Source organism: Candidatus Peribacteraceae bacterium, assembly GCA_041661065.1.
Classification (GTDB): Bacteria; Patescibacteriota; Gracilibacteria; order Peribacterales; family Peribacteraceae; genus CAIKAD01.
Map to the genome: position 1 here is coordinate 622868 of JBAZVD010000001.1, position 12179 is coordinate 635046.

Below are 12179 nucleotides of genomic sequence, written 5' to 3' on the forward strand. Positions count from 1 at the left end.
CCAAACCCCCATCCCCTGCCTTGTCAAAAGAGCTTCCTCCTGGTACCGTCCCTGGAGCCTCATGCGAGGTTCTTATGGCTGAACCCCTGTTCCGCACACCCAAGGGCACGCACGACGTCCTCCCCGAGGACCACCAGTACATGACCTACATCAAGAAGGCCGTGCGCCACCGCTGCCGCCAGGCGGGGTACAAGCGCATTGATACGCCCATGTACGAGTACCGCGGGGTGTTTGAGCGTGGCATCGGGGAGCACACCGATATCGTGGAGAAGGAGCTCTTCCTCGTTGCGGGCAGCAAGAAGGACGGGAGCGAACCCTCAGACCTCGCCTTGCGTCCGGAATTCACCGCGGGCATCTGCCGCTCCTACGTAGAGCACGGCATGCAACAGCTCCCGCAGCCCGTGGAACTCTACGCCATCGGGCAGTGCTTCCGCTACGACCGTCCGCAGAAAGGACGCTACCGCCAGTTCCATCAGTTCGACTTGGAGATCATCGGGCTCAAGGATCCCAGCTTGGATGCGCAGCTGATCCACGTGGTCACCAACATCCTGGAGGACGTGAAGATCCTGGACCGCCTCACCCTCCAACTCAACAACATCGGCACGCCGGAGAACCGCAAGGCGTATGTGGAAGGCCTCAGGGATTTCTTCACAGGCAAGGAACACCGGCTTCCGGAGGAAGACCGCGGGCGTTTGGCGACAAACCCGCTGCGGATCTTGGACTCCAAGAACGAGGACACGCAGATCCTCCTCAAGGCTGCGCCGACGCTTGATTTCTACTTGAGCGAAGAGAGCAAGCAGTACCACGCGACGCTCAAGGAATACCTGGACGCGTTCGGCGTGCGGTACGTGGAGAACCCCAAGCTCGTGCGCGGGTTGGATTACTACACCCAGACGGTCTTCGAATTCTGGGACCAATCCACCGGCGCACAGAACGCCGTGGGCGGCGGAGGGCGTTACGACGGCCTCATTGAGCTCTTGGGGGGAAAGCCCACTCCCGGCGTGGGGTTCGCGGGCGGCTTGGAACGCATGATCTGGCATATGAAGGAAGCCGGCGTGCAGGTGCCGCACAAGGACCACGTGGACGTGTTCGTGGCACAGCTGGGGCCGGAAGCCAAGAAGCAGTGCCTTACCCTCATCTCCGAACTGCGTGAACTCGGCGTCCACACCATCGGTGCGCTCGGCGAAGCCAGCCTCAAGAGCCAGATGCGATTGGCCGATAAGTTCGAGGCGCGCTACACCTTGCTCCTGGGCAAGATGGAAGTGAAGGAAGGCACCATCATTCTGCGCGACATGAAGGCCGGGAAGCAGAAGCAGATCAAGTACGGCCAGGCGATCCCGCAGGTGACCAAGCTCCTGGGCGAGACGAACCTGGACACATACGTCCTCAAGGACCAGATGGGGGACGTTGATGAAGACTGAGAATACCGAAGCTTGCCCTGATGCAAGAAGGGAGTCCGACGATTCCGAAGATTCCGAAGAAGTTTGTTCTCTTCACACGAGTGTATTTCCATGACATTCCTCGGAATCCTCGGAGTCTTCGGCAACGTCGGTATCATCCCTGAGAGACACCTCATATACACTCCGGTATGTCATCATTTCCACTCCCCCGGTTCCGTGATCAGGTCCCACCAGAGGATGTTCTTTGCGGATCGCCAGGATTGTACGCAGCAGATACCGCTCCACGGACTTCCTTGTGAAGTTTTGCCTCCGCAATCCACGCACAAAGGACACCGCAAGACCGTCGCCGCCCCGGCGATGAAGAGCATCGCGCAGAGGGTGATGATGATCTTCCTGTGGAAACGGAAGCGGAGGGATAAGGCCGCAGCGATGATCGCCAGGGCTATGGCGCTCTCCCCCGCGACGATGAACGCCCACGGCGTGTGCATGGGGAGAGGATAGCGGCACGGCGGTGATCATCCAAGGCTCACAGGAAAACCTGCGGGTTCGCGAGGGCGTAGGCGTAGTAGACGAACCACTCCACGAACGTGATGAGGAAGGAGAGCACGATGCCGTAGAGGATGATATCCCCCCACTTCCTCGCCCGCAGCGCGCGGAAGAACCGCTTGCCGAAGAGGAGGACGACGGCCGCCCAGATGAGAATGAACAGGACGAAGAGGAACTGTTTCATGCAGGGGGAGTATAGAGGATTCCGATGATTCCGAAGAGTCCGATGATTGTCATGCGGAAGATACACGTTCCTTTGTTCTTTTGTTCTTCGGAATCCTCGGTAACGTCGGAATCCTTTCTCAAGATAATAAAGGTCGCCTCAACCTCAGATATCAAGATTCTTCACACCCTTGGCGTGCGTCTGGATGAACTTGCGGCGGGGGGCGACTTCCGACCCCATGAGCGTCGTGAATGTGGCATCGGCCTTCTCTGCATCATCCATCGTCACCTGGAGCATCATGCGGCGGTCAGGGTCCATGGTGGTCTCCCACAACTGCTCGGGGTTCATCTCCCCCAGACCTTTGTAACGCTGGATATTCACGCGGGGCTTACGCTTCACCTCCGTCTTCCCTTTCTTCTCTTTCGTACCCTCCTCCGCTTCTTCCGTTTCCTCCGTCGCTTCCGCCTTCTCCTCCGATTCCTGCACCTCTTGTTCGTTGATGCCCCACCCCTTGAGGATGGCGGCCTTCTCCTTGTCCGTGTACGCGTAGAGCACCTCCTTTTCCTTCTGCATCTTGTAGAGGGGCGGCTGGGCGATGTACAGGTACCCGCCTTCCAGGAGTTCCGGGAAGTAGCGGAAGAAGAGCGTGAGGAGCAGCGTCCGAATGTGCGCGCCGTCCACGTCGGCGTCGGTCATGATCACCACGCGGTGGTAGCGGAGCTTGGACATTTCCTTCACCTCGCCCACGCCGATGCCCAGCGCGATGATGAGCGCCTTGATCTCGTTATTGGCGAGCATCTTGTCCAGGCGCGCCTGCTCCACGTTGAGGATCTTGCCGCGGAGCGGAAGGATGGCCTGGAACTCGCGGTTGCGGCCTTGCTTGGCGGAGCCGCCGGCGGAATCACCCTCCACGATGTACAGCTCGCACTGGCTGGGGTCCTTATTGGAGCAGTCCGCCAGCTTCCCGGGGAGCGTCATGCCGTCCAGGGCGCCCTTGCGGATCACGCTGTCCCTGGCGGCGCGGGCGGCCATGCGGGCGCGGGCGGCCAGCAGGCACTTGGCGATGATGTCCTTGGCCTCGGAGGGATGTTCCTCCAGGTACTGGCTGAGCTTCTCGTTCACCACCGTCTCCACCGCCGTCTTCATTTCCGCGTTCCCCAGCTTGCCCTTGGTCTGCCCTTCAAACTGCGGCTCCCGCAGGCGCACGCTGATGACGCCCGTGAGCCCCTCGCGCACGTCGTCCGCCGAGAGGTTCTCGTCCTTCTCCTTGAGGATCTGGAAGCTGCGCGCGTAGGCGTTGATGGTGCGCGTGAGCGCCGCCTTGAAGCCCGTTAGGTGATGCCCGCCTTCCACGGTGTGGATGTTGTTGGCGAAGCTCACCACGTGCTCCTGAAAGGATTGCGAGTACTGCAGCGCCACTTCCACGAACCCGTCGGGTGTGTCCTTCTCGAACCAGATGGGCTCGCCGATGACGTCCTTGGAATCGTTCAAGTGTTTCACGTAGGCCGAAATCCCGCCCTCGAAGTGGAAGCGGTAGAGTCGCGGATACTGCTCGTCCTCCGCGGGCCGCTTCTTGCGCGCGTCGAGCACCGAGATGGTGATCCCGCGCGTGAGGTACGCCTGCTGGCGCAGGCGCGTGAGGATGATGTCCAGGTTCCATTCCGTGATATCGAAGATCTCCTTGTCCGGCCAGAACGTAATGAGCGTGCCGTGCTTGGCGGTCTTGGCGCCTTTCTTCACATCCATCGTCGGCTTGCCGCGCTTGTACTCCTGCATGTACGTGTACCCGTCGAGGAATACCTCCGCCCGCAGTTTGACGCTCAGCGCGTTGACGACGGAGGACCCCACGCCGTGGAGCCCGCCGGAGACCTTGTATCCGCTTTCGTCCCCTCCGAACTTCCCTCCGGCGTGCAGCGTGGTGAGCACCACTTCCAGCGCGGGGCGCTTGGTGACGGGATGGATGTCCACGGGGATGCCGCGGCCGTTGTCTTCCACCGCCACGGAACCATCGTCGTTGAGGGTCACGTTGATCTGCGTGGCATGCCCCCCCATGGCTTCATCAATGGAGTTGTCCACGATCTCATAGACCAAATGGTGGAGGCCGCGCTGGTCCGTGGAACCGATGTACATCCCCGGACGCTTCCGCACGGGTTCCAAACCTTCGAGCACGATTATTTGCTCAGCTGTGTACTGATTCTTAGCCATATCAGAGTGGAGTTTATCCGTATTTTGATGCCCCTGCAACGGATGCTTTGCATGGAATGAATGGGATGTTCTTTGTACTATTTATTTGTTCGTATTTCGTATAACGTATTACGTAGTGCGTATGCGCCGCTATCACTGCCATACGTAATACGTGCTGCGAAATACACGATACGAAGCGGTCTTCTCTTGATTCTGGAACTGTTGTCCATTACTCTCTCCCCGATGGCAATTTTCGCAATCAAGCACGGCGACGAATCGGGTGACCGGCTCCAGCAGCGGTTCAAGAAGCAGGTGCAGAAGTCCGGCCTGCTCAAGAAGATGCGCGAGCGCTCCCACTACAAAAAGCCCCTCACGCGCCGCCTCCAGCGCATCCGCGCCCTTAAGCGCGAGCAGTTCCGCTCGGAGAACAAGAAGAAGCAATTCTACAGCAACATGTGATGTGTGTTCCTGCGGAACGATGCGGACTTTTGCGCACCACACTGTGTCTTTTCCATACGTGCTGTTCCAAGCATTGACTTCCCTATCCGTTGTATCAAAGTACTTTCGTTCAGGAGGTCGTTCTTTCACTTAACCATAGGGAGATTCGTCATGACTCAAGAACGAAAGCACATTAGCGTGGAAGTAAGAGGCAATGTTGCCGTCGTCACCTTGCTGGATCGCAATATCCTTAACCCGACGAGTATCAAGGAACTAGGCCAGGAATGCATGGCACTCGTCGCACCGTCCGATGATGGAACGCCCCCTCTTCTGCAAGAGAACACGCACGTCATCCTCCAGTGGAAGGAAGTGAATTTCGCTTCCAGTGCAGTACTCAACAAATGCATACTCTTGGAGCGTGCCGTAAAGAAGAGGAAGGGGCGATTGCGGATGTGCAGTTTGCCTCCGAACATCAGAGAAGTGTTCTTCACCACTCGTTTGGACCAGCTGTTCTCCATCGTTGAGACGGAGGCAGACGCCTTCGCCTCTCTGTAACGGACAAGACCTCCTGTACCCCATCCCCTTCGCACTGGCTAAGGGGATTTTATCAACGAGTCTTTTCTTGGGAATTGCGTTGTACTGGAGTGCATTCAAGAATTTGACAATAACAAAATTTAGTATAATATTATCTTCGGTTCAGGATTTTCGTTTCTTGTCATTTTTGAAGGAGGCAGGTATGTCCACAACAGACGATTTGAATGGTTTTCGCTGTATCGCGGTGCAGACGGAAGGAGCCACCATTATCATCACCTTCACGAAGCAATACTGTATCGAAGAGGAATGGATCAAGATGTTGGGGGAAGAGCTGGCTCGATTGCCAATCCCCACCGACTACAGCGTCATCGTCAACTTCGAAAGGGTCAGCACCTTCGCCTCCGCCGCCATTGGCAAGCTCATCCGCTTCACATCGCACATGAAGAACTTGGGCAGCACGATCCGCTTCTGCGCTGTCAACCCTGCCCTCACCGAGGTCTTCAGAATCATGCGATTGAATGTACTCTTCCTTACCTATCCATGTGTGGAGAAGGCACTGGTGTCGCTGACATGTGACCCCGAATGGTCATGAGCGTCCTGATCCCCTCCCCTTCCGCCGTTGCGCGTGAAGGGGATTTTTAGTCCAACGCCGCCTTCGCCGCGCTGAGTTCGGAGAGTTCAGCAGTGATTTTCTCCTGCCGCGTCTGGTTGTACGTCAGCGTGAGGTCGTCGAGGATCGAGGTGGCGTTATCGGTGGCGCTGCGCATGGCGACCATGCGCGCGGAGTGCTCCGAGGCGGCGGCTTCCAGCACCCCCTGGTACACCTGCATCTCGGTGAGCTGCGGCAAAATGGTGCGCAACACTTCCTCCCGGGAAGGCTCGAACTTGTATTCCGCAATGCCGTTCAATTCTTCCGTCGCGGCTTTCCCGCGGTGGCGCATCCCCAGGGAATCGATCATGTCCTTGAGCGCGGTCTGCGTGAAGGGCAGGAGGAGTTTGACCGTGGGGTCCTGCACCAGGGGCGAAACAAAATCGGGATAGAGGAGGACCACGTGGTCATACGTGCCGTTGAGGAAACCCTCCGTGGCCATGCGTGCGATGGGCAGCACGTCCTTGAACGTGGGGTGGTTGCTGAGCGCGGGGAACGCTGCGATCACGTTCTGCCCCGCGCGGGTGAGGAACTGGTGACCCCGCCTTCCCGTGACCACGAAATCCACCTTGGAGAAGCCGCTGACTGACTTCAAGCCGTCCAAGTAGGCGCCGACTGCGCGGAAGAGCTGCGCGTTAAGGCTGCCCGAAAGGCCGCGGTCGGAGGAGAAGAGGATGGCGAGGACGTTTGAGACGGGACGTTCCTCCAGGAAGGGATGCATGCCCGGGCTCGCGACGGCGATGCGTTGGAGAATGCGCCAGGACGTCACTGCATACTGGCGCAGCATGTGCGCGGCCCCCACGGCGCGGCGCATCTTGGATGCCGAGACCAATTCCATGGCCTTGGTCACCTGCCGCGTGGAGCGGATGGCGGTCATCTTGCGCCGGAGGTCGCGGAGGCTGCGGGCCATGTGGGATGAAGGGAGAACTTGTGTCGTATTTCGTATGATGTATTACGTATTTCGTATCAACTCGGCACTCATCATACGTAATACGTAATACGCAATACTGAATACTACTTCGTAGAAGAATATCCTTTCTCTTCCTTGAAAGAACTCAGCAGCCTCTTCAGCGTCTCCTCGGCATCGGGCGTGATCTCCTTGCTGAGCTGCTCGAGGACGTTCGCGTGCTGGGCGGCGAGGAAGGCGAGGAATTCCGTCTGGAACTTCTTCACCTGGTCCACGGGTATCTCGTCCAAGTAGCCGTTCGTGCCGGCGTAGATGACGGCGACCTGTTCGCCGACGGGTACGGGCTCGTACTGCTTCTGCTTGAGGATCTCGGTGAGGCGCGCGCCGCGGTCCAGCTGCGCCTTGGTTGCGGCGTCCAGGTCGCTGCCGAACTGCGAGAAGGCCGAGAGTTCGCGGTACTGCGCCAGGTCCAGGCGGAGCTTGCCGGCCACTTTCTTCATGGACTTCCGCTGGGCGGCGGATCCCACGCGGGAGACGGAGATGCCGATGTTGAGTGCGGGGCGGATCCCCTTGTAGAAGAGGTCGCTCTCCAGGTAGATCTGCCCGTCCGTAATGGAGATGACATTGGTGGGGATGTAGGCGGAAACGTCGCCCGCCTGCGTCTCGATGATGGGCAGGGAGGTGAGCGTTCCGCCGCCGCGTTCCTCGCTCAAGCACACCGCGCGCTCCAAAAGGCGGGAGTGGAGGTAGAACACGTCGCCGGGGTAGGCCTCGCGTCCCGGGGGACGGCGCAGCAGCAGCGAAATTTGACGGTAGGCCCAAGCGTGCTTGCTGAGGTCGTCGTAGATGCAGAGCACGTCCTTCCCCTTGTCCAGGAAGTACTCGCCCATCGCCGTGCCGGCGAAGGGGGCGATGTAGGAGAGCGAGGCGGGTTCGGCGGCGCCGGCGGTGACCACGATGGTGTACTCCATGGCGCCGTGCTTGCGGAGCGTATCCACGATCTTCGCCACCTTGGATTCCTTCTGCCCGATGGCGACGTAGATGCAGATCACGGGACGGTCGGTCTTCTGCGTGGACTTCTGGTTGATGATGGCGTCGATGGCAACGGCCGTCTTCCCCGTCTGGCGGTCGCCGATGATCAGCTCGCGCTGGCCGCGGCCGATGGGGATCATGGAATCGATGGCCATGAGCCCGGTCTGGAGCGGCGTGTTGACCCCCTTCCGCTCTATGACGCGGGGGGCTATCTTCTCCACGGGGTACATCTGGGCACGGGAGAAGGCCGGGCCGCCATCCTTGGGTTCGCCGAGCGGGTTCACCACACGCCCGATGAGCTCGTCGCCCACCGGAACGGAGAGGATCTGCCCCGTGGCTTTGACGGTGTCCCCTTCGTTGATCTTCTTGAAGTCCCCCAGGACGATGGCTCCCACGATGTCCTCCTCCAGGTTGAGAGCGCTTCCCAGCACCCCATTGCCGAAGTCCAGCATTTCCGCCGCCCCCACGCGGGAGAGGCCGTGGATCTTTGCGATCCCGTCACCCACCTCCACCACGGTGCCTACGTGTTCGTGCGCCACGTCCTTCTTGTAGGCGCCGATGCGCTCCTCGAGCGTCTTGATCAATGATTGGCTGAGCGTCATAGGGGTGGGGGGATAATCGGAGCGGCGGATCAACATGCGCCGTTACATGGTGGAGGAAAGGGATTGTTGGAAACGGTTCAGGGACCCGCGCACCGAGGCATCGAAGCGTTCGTCACCGATGCTCAGGAGCGCTCCGCCCAGGAGGGAGGGGTCCGCCTTGTGCGTGAGGGAAACCTTCTTCTTCATGGCGGCTTCGATGGCGGAGGCGATGTGCCCCGCCCCGCCGTCCTCGGCGGGCGTGACGATCTCCGCGAACACCATCCCCCGCTTCTCCAGCATGCGGCGGACGGTATGGGGGAACGTGCGCACTTCCCGGGAGAGGCCGTGGCTGCGCAGCGCGTCGAGCGCGGCATCCGCCGCCTCGGCATGTTGCGCTTGAGGGAGGGACGTGAAGGTTTCGATGAGCCAACGCGCGATGTCTTCCGCTGTGATCTTCATCGGAAAGCCGTGGAAAGTTCTTGGGTGAGGTCGGCGATGCGCTTCTTTTGGTCCGCAGGCGACCATTCGCGTTCCAGGATCTTCTCCGTCATGCGGACGATGATGGCGGCCACGTTGCCCTGCACTTCGCCCAGCACGCGCGCGCGCTCCTCCTTGAGTTGCTGTTCGCCTTTCTGGAGGATGCGGTTCGCCTCTTCCTGCGCGGTGCCCAGGATCTGCTGGCGCATTTCCTCCGCTTCCTTCTTGGAACGCTCGAAGAACGCCCCCACTTCCGCGTCGATCTTCTTCATCTGCTCCACGCGGAACGCATCCATCTCCTTCTTCTGGTCCTCGATCTTCTTCGCGTCCTCCATGGCCTTGCGGATGCGTTCACTCCGCTGGTCGATGAGATTGAGAACCGGCTTGTACACCAGGTACGTGAGCACACCCGCGACGATGGCGAAGTTCACCACCTGCGCGATGAGCAAGCCCCAGTTGATGCCTAATTTTTCAAGGAGTTCCATGAAAGGATGATGAGAAGCGGGTCAGGAATGATCTAGCACGTAGCTGCGCCCCATCGGGGCGCGGAGCGCGGCCTAGCCGCGAAAACACGTCAGAGAGATCAGACGAATTTAATGATCAGTGCTACCACCAACGAATAGATGGCGATCGCTTCCGCGAAGGCGACCGTGAGCACCAGGGCCGTCTGGATCTTGGAAGCGGCCTCCGGGTTGCGTCCGATGGCCTCCATCGCTTTGCTGGAGATCCAGCCGATCGCGAGGGCGGGCATCATGGATCCGAACACCATCGTCATGGCGACGAAGAAGTTCTTGTCGGAGAACATACCGCCTGCTGCTTGCGCCGCGACCTGCGCGACCTCTGTGGGTTCCATAGAATGATAGGGAAAAGGTAGGGGAAAATTGAGCGGGAAGAGTGTAATGATATGTCAAGAAGCAAGCAAGGGTCTAAGAAGGCACTCCTATGCACATTATTTGCTCAGGAACGCGCACCTTATCCCTTTACCGCCGCAGGCGCCAACTCCCCGTGGCCGTGCCCCTCATGCTCCTCATGTCCCCCGTGCGCCGTCACGGCCATCTTGAGGAAGACGAGTGTGAGCATGGAAAAGACCAGTGCTTGGATGAACCCTACGAAAATTTCCAAACCCAAAAACGGAATGGGCGCCACGTAGGGCATGAGGAAAGAGATGACGACGAGGAGCACTTCCCCGGCGAAGATATTGCCGAAGAGACGGAAGGAGAAGGAGATCACTTTTGCGATTTCCGCCAGAAGCTCCAGGATGCCGATGAACGTGCCGATGGGGTCCTTCCACGGCGGCACGAAGAACTTGCCCGCGTACGGGAGGATGCCGAGCATCACCACGCCGAACACCTGGGTCATAATGACGGAGATGAGCGCCACGGCGAGCGTCATGTTCACGTCCGCGTTCATGGAGCGGAAGATGGGCATGTCCACCAGGTGCCCGTTGTGCATGCCCTCGATAGTGATGGAACCCACGCCCGGGAAGATGCCCATCCAGTTGGCCGTGGCGAGGAAGATGAAGATGGTGGTGACGAGCGGGAAGAACAGCCGCGTCTGCTTCCTATCCCCCACCACGGAATCCCAGAAGTTGAAGAACCCCTCCACGATCATCTCCATCAGGCTCTGGAACCGTCCGGGCACCTCCTTGTACTTGGTGGCGCGCGTGAACAATGCGACGATGATCAGCACCGCCATCGCCAGCCACGCCATGATGAGCGTATTGCGGATCTCGAACGACCCGAGGTGAGCGATGGTTTCGGAGGCCAGTGTGGGGGCTTCGACGGATGCCATGAGTAGGCCGATTGTAATGCAAAATGCAAAATAGGAAATGCGAAATATGGTCTATCCCTCCCCATTGCGCATTTGGCATTTCAAATTTCTCATTTCCTTAAAACCTCTTCTCCAGTATCTCCTTCAATTTCCTCTTCACGCCGAGGAAGGAGAGGGCGAGCGCCAAGGCGAGGCCGAGGAGAATGAAAATTGGCGAGGTCCCCAGCCACCGATCCACATACGCCCCGAAGAAACCCAAAAGGACGGCCGGAATGGCGATGATCCACCCCATGTCCCACACCAGGCGCACCGCGAGCCAAAGGGCGTCGCGGAGGCGTTCTTCCTTCATTCTCGGCGTTTCCGGCGGTTGATCGGGCATGGAAACAGTGTACTCTATTCTCTTCGATCTTTGTCACCCCCGCGTAGGGAGCCACCTGATCCTTCTTCTTTTCTCGGAGGGGTCAGATCCCCTCCCTACTCTCACAGTGGAGAATTTGTGATGGAACATCTCGAGCTTTCGTGGGAATCGATGCCCCACCATCTCTCGTTCACGGAAACGAGAGAACGTGTCCTTGGAACGCTTATCATCAGGAAACCGGAGGGTGAACAAATCATTGATTTCGTTTGCCCCCCCGACGTCACCCTCAAGATCATCGAAGATTCATGGAAGAGCCAACGTACGCACAAGAGCCCCGATGGAAATTGGATTGAATTGACACGACAGTCCATTCCGGATGACAACGGAGGACTCTTCACGGCGACGCGCATGATCGTGCTCGGCAAAACCGGATTGGCAGTAGTGTGGTCTGTCTTCCACTATCACAACGCACCTCTTGACCAGTGCTCTGTCCTGATTTTGTCACCGGAGTTCAAGGCATTGGTGGAATCCAAGCGCATGAGCATCCCTGTGTGAGGGAAGGTGGACAGGGGCAGGACACGGATGTCCTGCTCCTTTTTTTCCGTTGCGTGAAGATTGGAGGAACATGCGTCGCTTGTCAGAGCGACGCTCCTCAGTGTGATCAGCGGCTTCGCTACTGCTCGATGCGCGGCTGCTTGCCCCGCGCCTTCTTCCTGCGCAGCGCCGCCAGCTTGGCAATCTCCCGCTCCATGATGGCCGTGGCTTCCGCGAACCCTTCCGCGTCGTCGCGCTTCTCCTTCTGCAGCCGCACGGCTTCCTTCTTGGCCTGCTCGATCGCCTCTTCCTGCAGCTCATCCGCGCGGTCCGCCGTATCCGCCAGCACGCGCAGGGAAGCGCCGTCAATCTCCACTACGCCGCGTGTGACCGCGAAGATGTGCTCCTCCCCTTTTCCGCGCACGAGGACGGTGCCGGGCACCACGATGGAAATGAGCGGGATGTGGTGCGGCAGCACCGTGATCTCGCCCTGGGGTGTGGGGAGCGAAACGGACTCGGCGTCGCCCTCGTAGAGGACGCGGTCCGGTGTAATGAGCTGGAAGCGAAGCATAATCGTGATGGTGGGATGGGCAGGACGCGGCATGC

The 12179-nt window shown here is 59.2% G+C and carries 16 protein-coding genes; 5 read left to right on the forward strand and 11 right to left on the reverse strand.

Going from position 1 to position 12179, the window contains the following annotated elements; translation table 11 throughout:
• The first annotated feature begins 74 nt into the window (after positions 1-74).
• Complete coding sequence (hisS, locus tag WC698_02845; GenBank protein ID MFA6039173.1) at positions 75-1421, forward strand: histidine--tRNA ligase; 1347 nt, start codon at positions 75-77, stop codon at positions 1419-1421.
• Between the two features lie 173 nt (positions 1422-1594).
• Here the strand turns inward: hisS and WC698_02850 are convergent, their stop codons facing one another.
• The 3 genes from WC698_02850 to gyrB form a co-directional block, all read right to left on the reverse strand.
• Entirely contained in the window at positions 1595-1888 is a 294-nt protein-coding gene (locus WC698_02850; GenBank protein ID MFA6039174.1) for a hypothetical protein, read from the reverse strand.
• A gap of 38 nt (positions 1889-1926) precedes the next feature.
• On the reverse strand, positions 1927-2130 hold the full coding sequence (locus WC698_02855) for a hypothetical protein (protein ID MFA6039175.1): 204 nt from the start codon (positions 2128-2130) through the stop codon (positions 1927-1929).
• Positions 2131-2274: 144 nt separating this feature from the next.
• Positions 2275-4314, reverse strand: coding sequence for a DNA topoisomerase (ATP-hydrolyzing) subunit B (gene gyrB / locus WC698_02860; GenBank protein MFA6039176.1), 2040 nt, complete (start codon positions 4312-4314; stop codon positions 2275-2277).
• A gap of 222 nt (positions 4315-4536) precedes the next feature.
• On the opposite strand from gyrB, the gene rpsU reads away from it, so the two are divergent.
• The 3 genes from rpsU (at position 4537) to WC698_02875 (ending at position 5857) form a co-directional block, all read left to right on the forward strand.
• Complete coding sequence (gene rpsU / locus WC698_02865; GenBank protein ID MFA6039177.1) at positions 4537-4752, forward strand: 30S ribosomal protein S21; 216 nt, start codon at positions 4537-4539, stop codon at positions 4750-4752.
• Positions 4753-4902: 150 nt separating this feature from the next.
• Positions 4903-5286: an STAS domain-containing protein gene (locus tag WC698_02870; protein MFA6039178.1), complete on the forward strand. Its 384-nt coding sequence runs from the start codon at positions 4903-4905 to the stop codon at positions 5284-5286.
• 181 nt (positions 5287-5467) lie between these two features.
• Complete coding sequence (locus tag WC698_02875) at positions 5468-5857, forward strand: STAS domain-containing protein (GenBank protein ID MFA6039179.1); 390 nt, start codon at positions 5468-5470, stop codon at positions 5855-5857.
• 46 nt (positions 5858-5903) lie between these two features.
• Here the strand turns inward: WC698_02875 and atpG are convergent, their stop codons facing one another.
• The 7 genes from atpG to WC698_02910 all read right to left on the reverse strand — a co-directional run bounded on the left by atpG (position 5904) and on the right by WC698_02910 (position 11060).
• Entirely contained in the window at positions 5904-6824 is a 921-nt protein-coding gene (gene atpG, locus WC698_02880) for an ATP synthase F1 subunit gamma (protein ID MFA6039180.1), read from the reverse strand.
• Positions 6825-6928: 104 nt separating this feature from the next.
• The gene (gene atpA / locus WC698_02885) at positions 6929-8491 is read right to left on the reverse strand and encodes a F0F1 ATP synthase subunit alpha (protein ID MFA6039181.1); all 1563 of its coding nucleotides are present in this window, start codon (positions 8489-8491) and stop codon (positions 6929-6931) included.
• Positions 8492-8497: 6 nt separating this feature from the next.
• A complete protein-coding gene (locus WC698_02890) occupies positions 8498-8893 on the reverse strand; it encodes a F0F1 ATP synthase subunit delta (protein ID MFA6039182.1) in 396 nt (131 codons plus the stop codon).
• On the reverse strand, positions 8890-9396 hold the full coding sequence (gene atpF, locus WC698_02895; GenBank protein ID MFA6039183.1) for a F0F1 ATP synthase subunit B: 507 nt from the start codon (positions 9394-9396) through the stop codon (positions 8890-8892). The genes WC698_02890 and atpF overlap by 4 nt, the downstream gene beginning before the upstream one ends.
• A 98-nt stretch (positions 9397-9494) precedes the next feature.
• Entirely contained in the window at positions 9495-9764 is a 270-nt protein-coding gene (gene atpE, locus WC698_02900; GenBank protein MFA6039184.1) for an ATP synthase F0 subunit C, read from the reverse strand.
• A gap of 119 nt (positions 9765-9883) precedes the next feature.
• Entirely contained in the window at positions 9884-10702 is an 819-nt protein-coding gene (gene atpB, locus WC698_02905) for a F0F1 ATP synthase subunit A (GenBank protein MFA6039185.1), read from the reverse strand.
• Between the two features lie 97 nt (positions 10703-10799).
• Positions 10800-11060, reverse strand: coding sequence for an AtpZ/AtpI family protein (locus WC698_02910; protein ID MFA6039186.1), 261 nt, complete (start codon positions 11058-11060; stop codon positions 10800-10802).
• A 150-nt stretch (positions 11061-11210) separates the two neighbouring features.
• Between WC698_02910 and WC698_02915 the strand changes: the two genes are divergently transcribed.
• Positions 11211-11594, forward strand: coding sequence for a hypothetical protein (locus WC698_02915; protein ID MFA6039187.1), 384 nt, complete (start codon positions 11211-11213; stop codon positions 11592-11594).
• A gap of 118 nt (positions 11595-11712) precedes the next feature.
• Here the strand turns inward: WC698_02915 and atpC are convergent, their stop codons facing one another.
• Positions 11713-12144 carry an ATP synthase F1 subunit epsilon gene (gene atpC, locus WC698_02920; protein ID MFA6039188.1) on the reverse strand — a complete coding sequence of 144 codons (432 nt, stop codon included), beginning with the start codon at positions 12142-12144 and terminating at the stop codon, positions 11713-11715.
• Between the last annotated feature and the right edge of the window lie 35 nt (positions 12145-12179).

Bases quoted from the DNA above. Each gene is read 5' to 3' on its own strand.
- hisS (MFA6039173.1), top strand. From the start codon at position 75: ATGGCTGAACCCCTGTTCCGCACACCCAAGGGCACGCACGACGTCCTC.
- WC698_02850 (MFA6039174.1), bottom strand. From the start codon at position 1,888: ATGCACACGCCGTGGGCGTTCATCGTCGCGGGGGAGAGCGCCATAGCC.
- WC698_02855 (MFA6039175.1), bottom strand. From the start codon at position 2,130: ATGAAACAGTTCCTCTTCGTCCTGTTCATTCTCATCTGGGCGGCCGTC.
- gyrB (MFA6039176.1), bottom strand. From the start codon at position 4,314: ATGGCTAAGAATCAGTACACAGCTGAGCAAATAATCGTGCTCGAAGGT.
- rpsU (MFA6039177.1), top strand. From the start codon at position 4,537: ATGGCAATTTTCGCAATCAAGCACGGCGACGAATCGGGTGACCGGCTC.
- WC698_02870 (MFA6039178.1), top strand. From the start codon at position 4,903: ATGACTCAAGAACGAAAGCACATTAGCGTGGAAGTAAGAGGCAATGTT.
- WC698_02875 (MFA6039179.1), top strand. From the start codon at position 5,468: ATGTCCACAACAGACGATTTGAATGGTTTTCGCTGTATCGCGGTGCAG.
- atpG (MFA6039180.1), bottom strand. From the start codon at position 6,824: ATGGCCCGCAGCCTCCGCGACCTCCGGCGCAAGATGACCGCCATCCGC.
- atpA (MFA6039181.1), bottom strand. From the start codon at position 8,491: ATGTTGATCCGCCGCTCCGATTATCCCCCCACCCCTATGACGCTCAGC.
- WC698_02890 (MFA6039182.1), bottom strand. From the start codon at position 8,893: ATGAAGATCACAGCGGAAGACATCGCGCGTTGGCTCATCGAAACCTTC.
- atpF (MFA6039183.1), bottom strand. From the start codon at position 9,396: ATGGAACTCCTTGAAAAATTAGGCATCAACTGGGGCTTGCTCATCGCG.
- atpE (MFA6039184.1), bottom strand. From the start codon at position 9,764: ATGGAACCCACAGAGGTCGCGCAGGTCGCGGCGCAAGCAGCAGGCGGT.
- atpB (MFA6039185.1), bottom strand. From the start codon at position 10,702: ATGGCATCCGTCGAAGCCCCCACACTGGCCTCCGAAACCATCGCTCAC.
- WC698_02910 (MFA6039186.1), bottom strand. From the start codon at position 11,060: ATGCCCGATCAACCGCCGGAAACGCCGAGAATGAAGGAAGAACGCCTC.
- WC698_02915 (MFA6039187.1), top strand. From the start codon at position 11,211: ATGCCCCACCATCTCTCGTTCACGGAAACGAGAGAACGTGTCCTTGGA.
- atpC (MFA6039188.1), bottom strand. From the start codon at position 12,144: ATGCTTCGCTTCCAGCTCATTACACCGGACCGCGTCCTCTACGAGGGC.